The following is a 15298-nucleotide window of genomic DNA, read 5'->3' on the forward strand; positions in this document are numbered from 1 at the left end:
CATGGCCATGCGGCGTTTGTCACCTTTCTGAGTGAATGGCCGTGATCGATAAGCGAACGGGCGCATTTCCTGGCGGTTTTGACGTCAAAGTGTTCGCTGCGTGACGCAAAACCCGTGATTAGAGTTGGTGAACCAGCGCCGCCTGTCTTGAAAAAGGCCTGACGCGCATAATCTAGGTAATAACCCTATGTTTATGCCGCATACCTCTTCTTCCAGCCCGATACCGGAAGTGTTGACTTCCCGACTTCGGCTGCGAGCGCCTGCGCCGGGTGATCTTCGATCCCTGCATGACGCGTTGATGGACCCTGCCAACCTGCGCTTCGGCGTGGAGAGCACGGGCGCTGCCGCCCGGCTCGCGCACTGGCGAGCGCTGTGGCAGGCCGATGGTGTTGGCCCCTGGGCGGTGGAATTGCGGGATCACCCCGAGGCGGGTGCCATCGGCTTTGGCGGCCTGAGCCGTGCAGTGGTCACCGGCGTACACGCGCTGCTGCTGGAGTTTCACTTTCGGTCTGATTTCTGGGGCTGCGGTTATGCGGCCGAGATGTCGCTCGCCGCGCTGCGCATGGCCTTCCTGGAACTCAAGTCCGGCGAGGTGCAGTCGCTGCTGCCGCCGGGCAACACCGCGGCGCGCAAGACGGTGGAACGTCTGGGCCTGCGGCTCAAGGGCTCGGTGGCGGATCATCCTGGTGAAGCCGCCAGCCTGCTCTATGAAATCAACGTGACCCAGTTCCACACCCGGCCGCCACAACAACCTGAGCCGACGCCGTTCGGGGCCTGAGCTCGCCGGGTTTAGTCGGGCTCGGCGCTTCCCGTCGAATTGGACGCGCTGTCCGCGCCTCGCTCGGCCCCTCGTTCCGCGCCGCGCTCTGCCCCCCGCTCCATACTACGCTCGTCATTTCGCTCTGCACTTCGCTCTGTACTTCGCTCCGCACGCTGCTCGGCACTTCGCTCCCCACCCCATCCCGGGTAGGTCCGCAATCCAGGCAGATCCAACACCCTCACGCCGCCGTATTCCACGGCAATCAGCCGGCGCTCCTCAAGGTGCCGCAGCGCCTCGTTCACCCGCTGGCGTGACAAGCCCACCAGATGCCCCAGCTCCTGCTGCGTGATGCGCAGCAGCCCGCCCACCCCGGGATAGAGCTGCGGATGGAAGAGCGCCGCGAGATTGCGCGCCACGCGTAGGTCGGGGTCGCTTTGCCGGTCGATCTCTCGCGCGGCAATGAACTGCCCCAGCCGCTCGTTGAGCTGGTTGAGCACATAGCGGTTGAAAGGGATGCTGGTCTCCAGCAACTCATGGAAGTCGTCCAGCGGCAGGCCGGCCACCACGCTGCGCCGCAGTGCCTGGATGTTGTAGCGGTAGGTCTCACGCTTGAGCAGTGTGCCTTCGCCAAACCAGCCCCCGGGCGGCACGCCGGTGAAGGTGACGGGCCGCGCGGCCGCGTCGTCATTGCTCATCTTCAGCAGGCCGTCGATCACGCCGAACCAGTAGTTGGCTTCCTTGCCGATGCGGCAGATGCGCTCGCCCACGTCCACCTCGGCCACCAGCAAGCGGGCCACGACATGGCTGCGTTCCAGCGATGACAAAGAGCTCAGCCAGGGAATGGCGTCGAGCTCAACCGGCGTGGCGATACGGGCACGCTGGCGCAATGGCCGTTGCTCCGACACTCGGACTGCGGTTCGGGCGGCTCGTGATGCGGACAAGGCAAGTGCTGGCATGAAGTGTTTATCGTGCAGCGGCCTGACACCGTGCCGACAGCCCCCCCTGGGGAAAGTCCGCCCCCGAACTGTCCCTAGGAATGTCGTTGCAGCGACAACACGGCGTCAAAGCCGCAGCCTAGGATTCGCCCACAACCGCACACCAGCCACCACCCCCTATTCACGGTGGCCGGGAGATGCACAAGGAGACAACGGTGGAACAGACCTTCCCCCGATGGCTGCTGGCTCATGCGCGGCAACGTCCCCGGGCACCGGCGTTGCGCGAGAAGGAGCTGGGCATCTGGCAGACGCTCAGTTGGTCCGCGCTGGCGGCGCTGGTGCGCGAGTTGGCACATGGGCTGGCCGTCGCCGGACTGCGGCGCGGGCAGCATGTGGTCGTGATCGGTGAGAACCGACCGCGCCTGTATGCCAGCATGCTGGCGGCGCAGTCGCTGGGCGCCATTCCGGTGCCGCTCTACCAGGACGCCGTGGCCGCCGAATTCGTCTTTCCGCTGGTGAACGCCGAGGTGGCCTTTGCGGTGGTGGAAGACCAGGAACAAGTCGACAAGCTGCTGGAGATCCGCCCGTCCTGTCCCGCCCTGACGCACATCTGGTTCGATGATCCGCGCGGCCTGCGCCACTACGACGCCCCGGGCTTGGCCGCCCTGGATGCACTGTGTGCCCAGGGCCGTGCGCATGCAGCGCGCCACCCCGATCTGTTCGAGGCGGAAGTGCAGGCGGGTGATGCGGGCGACGTGGCCGCGATGTTCTTCACCTCCGGCACCACCGGCCTCCCCAAGGGCGTGGTGCATACCCATGCCTCATTGATCGACCGCGCGCTGGCGGGTGCCTGTTTCGACCGCCTGAGTGCCGATGAGGAGGTGCTGGCCTATCTGCCGCCCGCCTGGGTCGGCCAGAACATCTTCAGCTACGCGCAGTGGCTGGCCTGCGGTTATGTGGTGAATTGCCCCGAGTCCGCCAGCACCGTGCAGATCGACCTCAAGGAAATCGGGCCGACCTATTACTTCGCGCCGCCGCGCATCTTCGAAGCCCTGCTCACCAGCGTGATGATCCGCATGGAAGATGCCGGCCGCGTCAAACGCTGGCTGTTCAAGCACTGCATGGCCCTGGCCAGGCGCGTGGGCCCCGCCTTGCGCGACGGGCACCCGGTGGCATGGCCGGACCGCTGGCGCTACCGCCTGGGTGACCTGCTGATCTTCGGGCCGCTGCGCAATGCGCTGGGCTTCTCCCGCGTGCGGGTGGCCTACACCGCCGGGGAGGCCATCGGCCCCGACCTGTTCAGCTTCTACCGGTCCATCGGCATCAATCTCAAGCAGCTCTACGGCTCCACCGAGACCGCCGTGTTTGTCTGCCTGCAGCCGGACCATCAGGCCCGTGCCGACACGGTGGGCATCCCCATCGACGGCGTGGAAATCCGCCTGGCCGAGAGCGGCGAGATCCTGGTGCGCTCGCCAGGCCTGCTGCAGGGCTACTACCGGAACCCGCAGGCCACCGCCGAGGTGCTGGACGCCGAAGGCTGGTTTCACACCGGCGATGCCGGCTTCCTCGACGCGGATGGCCATCTGCGCATCATCGACCGAGCCCGGGACGTGGGACGCCTCGCCGGCGGTGCCTTCGATGGCGCCCTGTTTGCGCCCAAGTATGTGGAGAACAAGCTCAAGTTCTTTGCCTACATCAAGGAGGCCGTGGCCTTTGGCGACGGGCGGGACCGGGTCTGTGCCTTCATCAACATCGACCTGGAGGCGGTGGGCCACTGGGCCGAACGTGAGCACCTGCCGTATGCGGGCTACACCGACCTGGCCTCCAGGCCGGAGGTCTACACGCTCATCCAGGATTGCGTGCAGCAGGTCAATGCCGACCTGGCGCGCGACGAACGCCTGGCCGGCAGCCAGGTCTCGCGCTTCCTGGTGCTGCACAAGGAGCTGGATGCCGATGACGGTGAACTGACCCGCACGCGCAAGGTGCGCCGCGGCGCCATCGCGGAGAAATACGCGGTGCTGATCGACGCGCTCTACGCTGGCAAAACCTCTCAGTACATCGAGACCGCCGTCCGCTTCGAGGACGGCCGCAGTGGTGTGGTGGCGGCCGAGGTGCAGCTGGCCGATGCACGGCTCTACCCCACCCTTGCCACGCCTGCCGCCGATCCCTTCGCCGCTGACACCGCCACCGACGCCGACATCTCCACCCGGAAGGCTGCCTGATGAACGACAGGGTAAACGCCCCGGTGGTGCTGGAGGTGCGCCACATCTCGTTGGGCTTTGGTGGCGTCCAGGCACTCACCGACATCAGCTTCGATGTCCGCGAGCATGAGATCCGCGCCATCATCGGCCCCAACGGCGCGGGCAAGAGCTCCATGCTCAATTGCATCAACGGCGTGTACCAGCCGCAGCAGGGGCAGATCCTGTTGCGGGGTGAAGACGTGGGTCGCTTCAGCCCGCGTGTGCGGCTGCGCCGCGTGGCGGAGATGGGCGTGGCCCGGACCTTTCAGAACCTGGCCCTGTTCAAGGGCATGAGTGTGCTGGACAACATCATGACCGGTCGCCACCTGCACATGCACACTGGCCTGGTGGCGCAGGCGCTGCGCAATCCGTGGTGGAGCCGCGCGGCACGGGAAGAGAACACGCAGCGCCAGCATGTGGAACGCATCATCGACTTCCTGGAAATCCAGTCGCATCGCAAGACCCCCGTCGGTCGGCTGCCTTATGGGCTGCAAAAGCGGGTGGACCTGGGCCGCGCGCTGGCCATGGAGCCGCGGGTGCTGCTGCTGGACGAACCCATGGCCGGCATGAACGTCGAGGAGAAGCAGGACATGTGCCGTTTCATCCTCGACGTGAACGACGAGTTCGGCACCACCATCGTGTTGATCGAGCACGACATGGGCGTGGTGATGGACATCAGCGACCGGGTGGTGGTGCTGGACTACGGCCGCAAGATCGGTGACGGTACACCGGACGAGGTGCGCGCCGACGATGCCGTCATAAGTGCCTACCTGGGCACGGACCACTGAACGGAGGCCCCATGGCATTCTTCCTGGAAACCCTGATCGGCGGCCTGATGACCGGCATGCTGTATTCGCTGGTGGCGCTGGGCTTTGTGCTGATCTTCAAGGCCTCGGGCGTGTTCAATTTTGCGCAGGGCGCGATGGTGCTGTTTGCGGCGTTGGCCATGGCGCGCTTCGCCGAATGGATCCCGTCATGGACAGGCCTTTCCGGCAAGTGGATGCTCAACCTGCTGGCCTTCCTCGTGGCCATGGTATTGATGGTGGTGGTGGCCTGGCTGGTGCAGCGCCTGGTGCTGGGCCGCCTGGTCAACCAGGAAGGGGTGACCCTGCTCATGGCCACGCTGGGCATCACGTATTTCCTGGATGGCCTGGGCCAGACGCTGTTTGGCTCGGACATCTACAAGATCGATGTGGGCCTGCCCAAGGACCCCATGTTCCTGCTGGCCAATCACTTCCAGGGCGGTGTGCTGGTGAGCCAGGAAGACCTGGCCGCCGCCGCCATTGCCGCCACGCTGGTGACCGGGCTCAGCCTCTTCTTCCGCTGCACCGGCACCGGCCGCGCCTTGCGCGCGGTGGCGGACGATCACCAGGCCGCGCAGTCCATCGGCATTTCGCTGTCCCGCATCTGGGTGATCGTCTGGAGCGTAGCGGGTTTTGTGGCGCTGGTGGCAGGGGTCATCTGGGGCTCCAAGCTGGGCGTGCAGTTCTCGCTGTCGCTGGTGGCGCTCAAGGCCTTGCCGGTGGTGATCCTGGGCGGCCTGACGTCGGTGCCGGGGGCCATTCTGGGCGGGCTGATCATCGGCGTGGGCGAGAAGCTTTCGGAGATCTACATCGGCCCTTTCCTCGGGGGCGGCATCGAGATCTGGTTTGCCTACGTGCTGGCGCTGCTGTTCCTGCTGCTGCGGCCGCAGGGGCTGTTTGGCGAACGCATCATCGACCGCGTCTGACCCCGGAGGCCTCATGCTCTATCGCGAAAACGGCCAGTTCAAGACCAGCTACGACGCCGACCAGCAGCTCTTTCCGGTGCTGCAGGACCGGCTGGCAATGGGGCTGTTGCTGGTGCTGGCGGTGCTCGTCATTCCCGCCGTGGCCAGCGAATACCTGCTGCGGGCGGTGCTGATCCCCTTCCTCATCCTCTCGCTGGCCGCGCTGGGCCTGAACCTGCTGGTGGGCTACTGCGGCCAGATATCCCTGGGCACCGGGGGCTTCATGGCGGTGGGGGCCTATGCGGCCTACAACTTCCTGGTGCGCGTGGACGGCATGCCCACGGTGGCTGCCATTGTGCTGGGCGGCGCCATGGCCACGGTGGTGGGCGTGCTTTTTGGCCTGCCGTCCCTGCGCATTCGGGGCCTGTACCTGGCGGTCGCCACCTTGGCCGCGCAGTTCTTCTGTGACTGGGCCTTCCTGCGCGTGAAATGGCTGACCCACGACTCGCCCTCCGGCTCGGTCGGTGTCTCCGGGCTGTCCGTGCTGGGCCAACCGCTGGATACCCCCGCCCGCAAATACCTGCTGTGCCTGGCCTTCGTAATGGTCTTTACCCTGCTGGCCAAGAACCTGGTGCGCGGCCACATCGGCCGCGGCTGGATGGCGATGCGGGATATGGACGTGGCCGCTGCCGTCATCGGTATCCGGCCGATGCGCGCCAAGCTGGGCGCCTTTGCCGTCAGCAGTTTCATCGTGGGCGTGGCCGGCGCGTTGTGGGCCTTTGTCCACCTGGGCGCGTGGGAGCCGGCCGCCTTCTCCATCGACCGCAGCTTCCAGTTGCTGTTCATGGTGATCATCGGTGGCCTGGGCTCCATCGCCGGGGGCTTCCTGGGGGCGGCCTTCCTGGTGGTGCTGCCCATCTTGCTGGACAACCTGCCGCGCTGGTTCGGCCTGCCCATCGACACCGCGCTGGCGGCCCACCTCACCACCATGATCCTGGGCACGCTGATCGTCTTCTTCCTCGTCGTGGAGCCGCATGGCCTGGCACGGCTGTGGCAGGTCGGGCGCGAGAAGCTCAGGCTGTGGCCCTTTCCTCACTGAGCCCGCATGGCTGGCGCCTGGATCCCGTGCTGATTCCAACAACCAAGGAGACCTCATGAGAACGATCGCACTGAAGACCCTGGCGGCGGTGGCCGCCCCGCTGCTGACGCTGGCCGGGCTGCTCGCCTCCGGGCCCGTGGGCGCACAGGCCAGGGAGCAGTTCTTTCCGCTGCTGGTCTACCGCACCGGCCCGTATGCGCCCAACGGCACGCCATGGGCCAACGGCAAGCAGGACTACCTCAAGCTCATCAATGCACGCGACGGCGGCATCAACGGTGTGAAGCTGACCTACGAGGAGTGCGAGACGGGCTACGCCACCGACAAGGGCGTGGAGTGCTACGAACGGCTCAAGGGCCGGGGCGCATCGCTCTTCGATCCGCAGGCCACCGGGATCACCTTCGCGCTGACCGACAAGGTCCCCACCGACAAGATCCCGCTGATGACCCTGGGCTATGGGCTGTCGGCCTCGCAGGACGGCAATGTCTTCAAGTGGAACTTCCCGCTGATGGGCAGCTACTGGACCGCCGCGGACATGCTCATCCAGCACCTGGCGAAGAAGGAGGGTGGCTTCGACAAGCTCAAGGGCCGCAAGATCGCGCTGGTCTATCACGACTCTCCATTCGGCAAGGAGCCGATCCCGCTGCTGGAGGAACGGCAGAAGATGCATGGCTTCGAGCTGGTCAAGATCCCGGTCACCGCGCCGGGGGTGGAACAGAAGTCGGCCTGGCTGCAGGTGCGGCAGCAACGGCCCGACTATGTGCTGCTGTGGGGCTGGGGAGTGATGAATGCCACGGCGCTGAAGGAGGCGCAGGCCACCGGATACCCGCGCGAGAAGATGTATGGCGTCTGGTGGGCCGGCGCGGAGCCGGATGTGAAGGACGTCGGCGAGGGTGCCAAGGGCTACAACGCGTTGGCACTCAACGGCCATGGCCAGCAGCCGAGGGTCATCCAGGACCTGCTCAAGTATGTGCATGGCCAGGGGCAGGGCACGGGGCCGAAGGAAGAGGTGGGTTCGGTGCTCTACACGCGGGGCCTGATCATCCAGGCCTTGTCGGTGGAGGCTGTACGGCGGGCCCAGGAACGCTTTGGCAAGGGCAAGGTGATGACCGGTGAACAGGTGCGCTGGGGGCTGGAGAACCTGGCGCTGGATGAGAAGCGCCTTGAACAGCTGGGCCTCACCGGGGTGATTCGCCCCATCTCCACTTCCTGCCAGGACCACATGGGCTCCACCTGGGCGCGGGTCCACACCTGGGATGGCAGCAAGTGGCGCTTTTCGTCCGACTGGCTGCAGGCCGACGAGCAGATCCTGAAGCCGCTGGTGAAGGCGGCTGCCGACCAATACGCCGCCGACAAGAAGCTGTCCCGGCGCGCCCCTGGCGACTGCCAGTCCTGACTGCGGAGGCCGCATGACGCCACTCCTGGCCGTGAACGGCATCGAGGTGATCTACAACCATGTCATCCTGGTGCTCAAAGGCGTGTCGCTGACGGTCCCGCAGGGTCGCATCGTCGCCCTGCTGGGCGGCAACGGGGCCGGCAAGACCACCACGCTGCGGGCCGTGAGCAACCTGCTGGCCGCCGAGCGCGGCGCGGTGACGAAGGGCCGCATCGAGCTGCGCGGGGAGCGCATCGAGCACCTGTCGCCATCGGCGATGGTGGCGCGTGGGGTGGTGCAGGTGATGGAAGGCCGGCACTGCTTTGCCCACCTGAGCATCGAGGAGAACCTGCTGACCGGTGCCTACACCCGCAAGGACGGCAAGGCCGCCGTCGCGCAGACCCTGGAGAAGGTCTACGCCTTCTTCCCCGGGCTGAAGGCACGGCGCCATGCACTGGCGGCCTACACCTCGGGGGGCGAACAGCAGATGTGTGCGATTGGGCGGGCGCTGATGGCCCATCCCACCCTGGTGCTGCTGGACGAGCCGTCCATGGGGTTGGCGCCGCAGATCGTCGAGGAGGTGTTCGACATCGTGCGTGAACTGAATCAGCGCGAGGGCACCACCTTCTTGCTGGCGGAGCAGAACACCCATCTGGCGCTGCGGTATGCCGATGACGGCTACATCCTGGAAAACGGCCGGGTGGTGATGGAAGGCTCGGCGGCCTCGCTGCGCGAGAACGAGGATGTGCGCGAGTTCTACCTCGGCATGGGCCGGCAGGCCGATGGCGGTGAGCGGCGCAGCTTCCGGGATGTGAAGAGCTACAAGCGCCGCAAGCGCTGGCTGGCTTGAGCCATTGGGTTGCGCCACTGAGAATGAAGGATGTGGCCCGTCGGGCCTTTGATGATGCACACAGGGAGAACGTGATGAGCCCCGACCACGATGGCGCCGGAGATGCCCCCGGTGATTTCTTTGCGTTGCCCCCGTTCAACGCGGAAGCGGCGCTGCTTCAGTTCAAGCGCACGCTGCGCGATGCACGGACGCTGACGGAGCGCGGCAATGCCTTCAGCTTTGAAGGGCAGGAGGTGCTGAACCTGCAGGTCGAACCCGGCCAGCTGGTGGCGCGCCTGGCCAGGCGCCCGGCCCGCAGCCCTGACTGGGAGACCCGCGTCTGTCGCAACGCTGCGGACGTGCGCAAGCTCCAGGACGACCTCAAGCGCCGGCTGTTGCAATGGGCTGATGAGTGATGAGCGCCGCGGCCTTCTACGACGCGCTGGAGATCCGCCCGCCTGCGCAGCGGGAGGCGCAGCACCTGGCGGCATTGCCGCATCAGGTGGCTCACGCACAGGCGCACACCGAGGCGTTTGCCGACGTGCTGGCCGGCATTGAGGCCTCGCGCATCTCCAGCCGGGCTGCGCTGGCGGCCCTGCCGGTCACCCGCAAGGCGGACCTGCTGGCGCGCCAGCAGGCCGTGCGCCAGCAACGCCAGGATGACCCCTTTGGCGGCTTCTCGGCGGTGGGCTGGCAGGGCCTGGCCCGCAGCACAGGGGCGCGGCGTGTGTTCCAGTCGCCCGGGCCGCTGTATGAGCCGCAGGGCTGGCGCCGCGACTACTGGCGCATGGGCCGGGCCTTGCACGCGGCCGGGTTGCGTGCCGGGGATCTGGTCCACAACAGCTTCAGCTACCACCTCACCCCGGCGGGCGCCATGATGGAAGACGCGGCCGAGGGGTTGGGCTGCACGGTCTTCCCCGCCGGTGTCGGCAACACCGAGCTGCAGGTGCAGGCCCTGGTGGCGTTGCGCCCGCAGGCCTATATCGGCACCCCGGGTTTCCTCAAGATCCTGATGGACCGGACGCTGGAGCAGGAGCTTGAACTTCCACTGCGCAAGGCGCTGGTGAGCGGCGAGGCCTTTCCGTCGGCCCTGCGGGACTGGTGCCTGGCGCGCCAGGTGGCGGCCTTCCAGTGTTATGCCACCGCAGACCTGGGCCTGATCGCCTACGAGACATCGGCGCGTGAGGGCCTGGTGATCGACGAGGGGGTGGTGGTGGAGATCGTCCGCCCGGGCAGCGGTGATCCGGTGCCGGACGGCGAGGTGGGTGAGGTGGTGGTCACGACCTTGAATCCGGACTATCCGCTGATCCGCTTCGGCACCGGCGATCTGTCTGCCGTGCTGCCCGGCACCTGTCCCACGGGGCGCACCAATGCCCGCCTGCGCGGATGGTTGGGGCGGGCCGACCAGAGTGCCAAGGTGCGTGGCATGTTTGTGCATGCCTCGCATGTGGCGGCGGTGCTGAAACGCTGCCCCGAGGTGGTGCGGGCCCGCCTGGTGGTGACGGGTGAGTTGGGGCAGGACGCGATGGTGCTGCAGGTGGAGGTGGGGTCCGAGCTGGCGTCCAAACTGGGGGGCGAACCGGGTGGTGAACCGGAAGGGATGGCTCTGCGCCTGGCCGAGCTGTGGCGGGACACGACCCGGCTGCGCGCGGATGTCGAGCTGCTCAGGCCGGGCGCTCTGGCCAACGATGGGCAGGTGATTGACGACCGCCGCAGCCCGAGCTGAATGGCTGCCGGGCTCAGATCAGGCTGAGGATTCGTCCGGCTGGGTGGCAGATCCCTCCCGGAGAATCAATTGCAAAGTCGACTTTGACTGCTCGAAAATTTCATCGAACTGGCGGAGCTTTCTGTTGCAGCTCTCCGGGTTGCCGCCGTCCGCGAAGCGACGAGCCGCTTTTAGGGTATCTATCAGGCTATCGAAAGAGTGGTCTGCCATCTTGCCGACCGTCAATATTGCCCATATCCTGAGGTCACGATGATCGATGGCACGGTAGGCGGACGTCAATTCCTGGGCGGTTTGCTGCAGCTTTGCGATGAAGGTCATCGTAGCGTTTATCCGCAGCACCCCTTGCTTGACATCGTGCAGCTGCGGCATGGTGCTGCAGGTGAGACCATCAGCCACATTGCTGATGGTGGCGTGTGGGCCGCCGCATGCTTTCTCCAGCGCCTGCCTCGCCTCTTGGAGGCTTCGAATTTCACCGTCCAGCAACGCGGTGGCGTACATCCGAAGTTGGCGGCAAATCATGTCCAGTTTGTACTCGTCATGCCCGATGGCGCCGCAGAGCGTGCGTTGACGCGGGGGTATCTGGCCGCCCAGGGAGATCTGGTGCTGAACATCCTCGAGCGACTTTCTGGAACTGATCAGCTGGCAATCGTCCAGCATGCGTCGCCGCGCCTCTTCGGGCAGCATGGCGGCTGGATCGGTGGACTGAAGAAAGCCAAGAACCTCAATGGCGCATCGTCGGTTGTTATCGAACTGGCGCACAAGAGCTGAGTAGCGATCGTCGCTCAGCGAGGGATCAGCCTTCAGGAGTGCCGGGCCCGAACTCTGGATCGGCGTGGCCATGAATGAAAGCGATGGATACATGGTGTGGAGGGCCCGGGGTGCCCTGGAAGTTGGACATTCCTTGGTGCGCGCCGGTCGCAGGGATGGTTCGCATGAAACTTTGCAGGTCTGGATGCTCCGGCCAGGCCCTCAGGAACCTCTGCCAAACGCCTCGCGGCCGAGGTGACCCCCGCTTCGGGCGGTCCGCGGCGTTGCAAATCCTCGCCATAGCAACGGCTATGGCGGTGGTTTTCGCCTTGCGCCCCATCCCGCATCAAGGCCACCTCGGCTCGCGGGAGTGATGCAGCGCTTCCCTTACGTAGTTTCCACTGGTTGCAAAGCGGCTTCGGCCTCTAGCATTCCGAGCACCACACCACTCCTGATGGAAGACAGCCATGAAGAAGACTTTGCTCGCCTGCATCGCGGCGTTGAGCGTGGGCGCCGCCTGGGCCGACTACCCCGACAAGCCGGTGACCATCGTCGTGCCGTTCTCCGCGGGCGGCCCTACCGACAAGGTGGCACGGGACCTGGCTGAGGCCCTGCGCAAGCCGCTGAACGCGACCATCGTGATCGAAAACGTTGGGGGGGCGGGCGGCACGCTGGGCGCCACCAAGGTCTCCAAGGCGTCGCCGGACGGCTACACCTTGCTGCTGCACCATATCGGCATGGCCACGTCACCGTCGCTGTACCGCAACCTCCAGTACAAGACGCTGGACGATTTCGAGTATCTGGGCCTGGTGAACGAGGTGCCGATGACGATCATTTCCCGCCCGACGCTGCCTGCGAGCAGTTACGCCGAGCTGATGAAATGGATTGAGGGCAACAAGGGCAAGATCAATCTGGCCAATGCCGGTCTGGGGTCCGCCTCTCACCTGTGCGGGTTGCTGTACCAGAGCACGCTGAAGACCGACATGACGACGGTACCGTACAAAGGCACGGGCCCGGCGATGACGGACCTGATCGGTGGGCAGGTGGACCTGATGTGCGATCAGACCACCAACACCACCAGCCAGATCGACAGCGGCAAGGTGAAGGCCTTCGCCGTGACGACAAGCAAGCGGCTGGGCGGCGGGCTGGCCAAGCTGCCGACGCTGGAGGAAACGGGGCTGAAGGGCTTCAATGTGACGATCTGGCACGGGCTGTATGCGCCGCGTGGTACGCCCAAGGCCGTGCTGGAGAAAATCAATACCGCGTTGAAGGCCGCCTTGAAGGACGCTGACTTCCACAAGCGCGAAGAGGCTTTGGGGGCGGTGATCGTGAGCGACAGCCGGGTAAATCCGGCGGAGCACAAGAAGTTCGTGGAGGCGGAAATCAACAAGTGGACGCCGGTGATCAAAGCGGCTGGGCAGTACGCTGATTGAATGCGCCTGTTGGGGAAGCACTGAATCCTGAGTCCTGAATCGCTGTTTCCGATTCCTGATTCCTGGATTCCGATTCCTGAACGACGAGGGCTCGCCATTGCGGTGAGCCCTTTTTCGTTACTGCTCAGGTCCGCGTAGCATCAGGATCAGGGGGCCAATTTTCTCCATGTCCCTCCTGTCCCGCTCCGCGGGCCATTCCTTCCCTGACTTACGAAAATCGGCCCCCTCATCCTGGTGCAGATACACCCAGCCCATTCACCGGATCCATTCACCGGATCCATTCACCGAACCCATTCACCGGATCCATTCATCCAATTTGGGTCATGCCGGTGTTCGGCAGACGATGGCCAGCTTCTGGCCGTCAAGGTCTCGGAAGTAGGCTGCGTAAAAGTTGGGGCCATAACGCTCACGCAGGCCGGGACGACCCTCGTCGCGACCGCCCGCGGCCAAGGCCGCCGCATAGACCTGGTCCACCTGCGCGCGCGTGGATGCCGCCAGCGCCAACATGCTGCCATTGCCCACAGTGGCATCCAGGCCGTCAAACGGCTTCACCACCCACAGCTGCGACTGCCCGCCCTCAGGCCCATAACCCACCATCTCATCATCCGCGTACGCGGCCTTCAGGCCCAGCGGCGCCAGCGTGACGTCATAGAAAACCTTGGCCTTGGCCGGGTCGTTGCTGCCCAATGTGATGTAACTGATCATGGAATGGTCCTTGAGGGCTGGGGGAACTTGGAAATAGAAGAATGGAAGGCGTCCGCGGCTCGTTCACATCCGGATAGGAATGGTGACCGGTCCGTCATTGACCAGGCTCACCTGCATGTCGGCACCGAACTCCCCGGTCGCAACCGTGGGATGTTGCTGGCGGGCATAGGCCACCGCGTGGTCATAAAGCTGGCGGCCCAGTGCGGCTGGGGCTGCGCCAGTGAAGCTGGGGCGGTTGCCGCTGCTGGTGTCGGCCGCCAGCGTGAACTGGCTGACGATGAGCAGGCCGCCTCCGGTGTCCTGCAGGCTGCGATTCATCTTGCCTGCATCGTCACTGAAAACACGTAGCTTCAACACCTTCTGCAGCAGCTTCTCCGCCACCGCCTCCGTGTCCTGCGGCTCTGCACAGAGCAGCAGCACGAAACCCCGGCCGATCTGGCCGGTACAGCGATCACCCACATCGACGCGGGCTTGGGAGACTCGTTGAAGCAGGGCAATCATTGCGTTGACGTTGAAGTTCACGTGACGTTGACGTCGACTCTAGCGTTGGCGAGGAATGTGGTGTGTGGGGGGGCAGGGCAGGTGAAGTGGGGTGGAAGTGGGGCAGTCCTCAGTTCGGAGGAAAGTGACGGGCCGGGGGTATTGGCGTAAATCAAGGAAGGAATGGCCCGCGGAGCGGGACAGGAGGGACATGGAGCCAATGCCCCCGCCCCGTTGCTTTCCGGAGCGATGGCAACGGTGTCCGAAGCGATGACGTCGGTGTCCGGAGCCGATGGCATCGGTCGGGGCGGCTCAGGGAGGGGCCGGTGCCGCCTCCGACGGTGTCCCTTCGAGCTCCTCAAAGCGGGTTTCCACATTGACCGGCAGCAACTGGATGCTGGCACGAAGGCCGGGCAGGGCGAACATCAGGGCCTGTTCCACTTCTCCACGCAATTGGGCGGCACGTCCCAGGCTCCATGAGGCCGGCACGTGAAGGTGGAGGTCCACGTAGCGGCGTTGGCCGGCCATGCGTGTGGCGACATGGTCAAAGCGCAGGTCGGGGCTGGTGAAGCGGGTCAGCACCTGGTTGATGGCTTCCTGATCTTCGGTGGCCAGGGCCTGGTCCATCAGGCCGCCAGTGGAGCGCCACATGAGGTGGCCCCCCTCGCGCAGGATGTTGATCGCCACCAGCAGGGCCAGCAAGGGGTCCAGCCAGGTCCAGCCCGTGAAGCGTACACCCAGCAGCCCGATGACCACGCCGACCGAGGTCCAGACGTCGGTGAAGAGGTGGCGGGCGTCTGCTTCCAGTGCAATGGAGCGGTGCTCCCGCGAAGCCTTGAGCATGGCCCGGGCCAGCAGGCCGTTGAGCACCGTGCTGCCCACCGAGAGTGCCATGCCCAGGTCCAGCTGCTGCAGCGGTTGGGGGCGGTGGAACCGCTCGATCGCAGTCCACGCGATACCGACCGCCGCCACCAGGATCAGCGCGCCTTCAAAAGCGCTGGAGAAGTATTCCGCCTTGTGGTGGCCAAACGGATGGTCCTCGTCCGGCGGCCGGTGGGCAATGCTCACCATGCCCAGGCCGAACAGCGCCCCCGCCAGGTTCACCAGCGACTCCATGGCATCCGACAGCAAGCTCACCGACCCCGTCCAGTGCCAGGCAGCCGTCTTCAGGGCAATGGTCACCAGGGCGACCACCACCGAGAGTTTCATATAGTGCTGTACTTGCATGGTCGGCATTGTGCCGGTCCTACAATCCCGCCAGTCT

General features: G+C 65.4%; 14 protein-coding genes and 1 pseudogene. 10 read left to right on the forward strand and 5 right to left on the reverse strand.

Annotation, left to right across the window (positions count from 1 at the left end; all coding sequences use genetic code 11):
- Nucleotides 1-193 precede the first annotated feature (193 nt).
- Nucleotides 194-778: a GNAT family N-acetyltransferase gene (locus BMY53_RS10295; protein ID WP_255370146.1), complete on the forward strand. Its 585-nt coding sequence runs from the start codon at nucleotides 194-196 to the stop codon at nucleotides 776-778.
- Between the two features lie 188 nt (nucleotides 779-966).
- Here BMY53_RS10295 and BMY53_RS10300 read toward each other — a convergent pair.
- Nucleotides 967-1665: pseudogene (locus BMY53_RS10300) on the reverse strand (Crp/Fnr family transcriptional regulator); the annotation flags it as partial.
- 245 nt (nucleotides 1666-1910) lie between these two features.
- Here BMY53_RS10300 and BMY53_RS10305 point away from each other — a divergent pair.
- The 8 genes from BMY53_RS10305 (at nucleotide 1911) to BMY53_RS10340 (ending at nucleotide 10669) form a co-directional block, all read left to right on the forward strand.
- Nucleotides 1911-3917, forward strand: coding sequence for an AMP-dependent synthetase/ligase (locus BMY53_RS10305; RefSeq protein ID WP_092946576.1), 2007 nt, complete (start codon nucleotides 1911-1913; stop codon nucleotides 3915-3917).
- The gene (locus BMY53_RS10310) at nucleotides 3917-4723 is read left to right on the forward strand and encodes an ABC transporter ATP-binding protein (RefSeq protein ID WP_092946209.1); all 807 of its coding nucleotides are present in this window, start codon (nucleotides 3917-3919) and stop codon (nucleotides 4721-4723) included. The genes BMY53_RS10305 and BMY53_RS10310 overlap by 1 nt, the downstream gene beginning before the upstream one ends.
- 11 nt (nucleotides 4724-4734) lie before the next feature.
- The gene (locus BMY53_RS10315) at nucleotides 4735-5664 is read left to right on the forward strand and encodes a branched-chain amino acid ABC transporter permease (RefSeq protein WP_092946211.1); all 930 of its coding nucleotides are present in this window, start codon (nucleotides 4735-4737) and stop codon (nucleotides 5662-5664) included.
- Between the two features lie 13 nt (nucleotides 5665-5677).
- Nucleotides 5678-6742, forward strand: a complete 1065-nt coding sequence (locus BMY53_RS10320; RefSeq protein WP_092946212.1) for a branched-chain amino acid ABC transporter permease — start codon at nucleotides 5678-5680, stop codon at nucleotides 6740-6742.
- A gap of 64 nt (nucleotides 6743-6806) precedes the next feature.
- A complete protein-coding gene (locus BMY53_RS10325; RefSeq protein ID WP_255370147.1) occupies nucleotides 6807-8135 on the forward strand; it encodes an ABC transporter substrate-binding protein in 1329 nt (442 codons plus the stop codon).
- A gap of 13 nt (nucleotides 8136-8148) precedes the next feature.
- The gene (locus BMY53_RS10330; RefSeq protein ID WP_092946216.1) at nucleotides 8149-8964 is read left to right on the forward strand and encodes an ABC transporter ATP-binding protein; all 816 of its coding nucleotides are present in this window, start codon (nucleotides 8149-8151) and stop codon (nucleotides 8962-8964) included.
- Nucleotides 8965-9038: 74 nt separating this feature from the next.
- Entirely contained in the window at nucleotides 9039-9359 is a 321-nt protein-coding gene (locus BMY53_RS10335; protein ID WP_143074023.1) for a hypothetical protein, read from the forward strand.
- Nucleotides 9359-10669 (forward strand): phenylacetate--CoA ligase family protein, encoded by a 1311-nt coding sequence (locus BMY53_RS10340; protein WP_092946220.1) that lies wholly within the window; start codon nucleotides 9359-9361, stop codon nucleotides 10667-10669. The genes BMY53_RS10335 and BMY53_RS10340 overlap by 1 nt, the downstream gene beginning before the upstream one ends.
- Nucleotides 10670-10687: 18 nt before the next feature.
- Here the strand turns inward: BMY53_RS10340 and BMY53_RS10345 are convergent, their stop codons facing one another.
- The gene (locus BMY53_RS10345) at nucleotides 10688-11509 is read right to left on the reverse strand and encodes a hypothetical protein (protein WP_092946222.1); all 822 of its coding nucleotides are present in this window, start codon (nucleotides 11507-11509) and stop codon (nucleotides 10688-10690) included.
- Between the two features lie 374 nt (nucleotides 11510-11883).
- Here BMY53_RS10345 and BMY53_RS10350 point away from each other — a divergent pair, with 374 nt between their 5' ends.
- Nucleotides 11884-12849, forward strand: coding sequence for a tripartite tricarboxylate transporter substrate-binding protein (locus tag BMY53_RS10350; RefSeq protein WP_092946224.1), 966 nt, complete (start codon nucleotides 11884-11886; stop codon nucleotides 12847-12849).
- 321 nt (nucleotides 12850-13170) lie between these two features.
- Here the strand turns inward: BMY53_RS10350 and BMY53_RS10355 are convergent, their stop codons facing one another.
- The 3 genes from BMY53_RS10355 to BMY53_RS10365 form a co-directional block, all read right to left on the reverse strand.
- Nucleotides 13171-13554 (reverse strand): VOC family protein, encoded by a 384-nt coding sequence (locus tag BMY53_RS10355; protein WP_092946226.1) that lies wholly within the window; start codon nucleotides 13552-13554, stop codon nucleotides 13171-13173.
- Nucleotides 13555-13617: 63 nt separating this feature from the next.
- Entirely contained in the window at nucleotides 13618-14055 is a 438-nt protein-coding gene (gene dtd, locus BMY53_RS10360) for a D-aminoacyl-tRNA deacylase (protein WP_092946228.1), read from the reverse strand.
- Between the two features lie 291 nt (nucleotides 14056-14346).
- Nucleotides 14347-15261 carry a cation diffusion facilitator family transporter gene (locus BMY53_RS10365; RefSeq protein ID WP_092946577.1) on the reverse strand — a complete coding sequence of 305 codons (915 nt, stop codon included), beginning with the start codon at nucleotides 15259-15261 and terminating at the stop codon, nucleotides 14347-14349.
- Nucleotides 15262-15298 lie beyond the last annotated feature (37 nt).

It is taken from the genome of Roseateles sp. YR242 (assembly GCF_900109745.1).
GTDB lineage: Bacteria > Pseudomonadota > Gammaproteobacteria > Burkholderiales > Burkholderiaceae_C > Roseateles.

What these genes read in the sequence shown, in the direction of transcription:
- BMY53_RS10295 (WP_255370146.1), top strand. Translation starts at nt 194, where the DNA reads ATGCCGCATACCTCTTCTTCCAGCCCGATACCGGAAGTGTTGACTTCC.
- BMY53_RS10310 (WP_092946209.1), top strand. Translation starts at nt 3,917, where the DNA reads ATGAACGACAGGGTAAACGCCCCGGTGGTGCTGGAGGTGCGCCACATC.
- BMY53_RS10315 (WP_092946211.1), top strand. Translation starts at nt 4,735, where the DNA reads ATGGCATTCTTCCTGGAAACCCTGATCGGCGGCCTGATGACCGGCATG.
- BMY53_RS10320 (WP_092946212.1), top strand. Translation starts at nt 5,678, where the DNA reads ATGCTCTATCGCGAAAACGGCCAGTTCAAGACCAGCTACGACGCCGAC.
- BMY53_RS10330 (WP_092946216.1), top strand. Translation starts at nt 8,149, where the DNA reads ATGACGCCACTCCTGGCCGTGAACGGCATCGAGGTGATCTACAACCAT.
- BMY53_RS10335 (WP_143074023.1), top strand. Translation starts at nt 9,039, where the DNA reads ATGAGCCCCGACCACGATGGCGCCGGAGATGCCCCCGGTGATTTCTTT.
- BMY53_RS10340 (WP_092946220.1), top strand. Translation starts at nt 9,359, where the DNA reads ATGAGCGCCGCGGCCTTCTACGACGCGCTGGAGATCCGCCCGCCTGCG.
- BMY53_RS10345 (WP_092946222.1), bottom strand. Translation starts at nt 11,509, where the DNA reads ATGGCCACGCCGATCCAGAGTTCGGGCCCGGCACTCCTGAAGGCTGAT.
- BMY53_RS10350 (WP_092946224.1), top strand. Translation starts at nt 11,884, where the DNA reads ATGAAGAAGACTTTGCTCGCCTGCATCGCGGCGTTGAGCGTGGGCGCC.
- BMY53_RS10355 (WP_092946226.1), bottom strand. Translation starts at nt 13,554, where the DNA reads ATGATCAGTTACATCACATTGGGCAGCAACGACCCGGCCAAGGCCAAG.
- dtd (WP_092946228.1), bottom strand. Translation starts at nt 14,055, where the DNA reads ATGATTGCCCTGCTTCAACGAGTCTCCCAAGCCCGCGTCGATGTGGGT.
- BMY53_RS10365 (WP_092946577.1), bottom strand. Translation starts at nt 15,261, where the DNA reads ATGCAAGTACAGCACTATATGAAACTCTCGGTGGTGGTCGCCCTGGTG.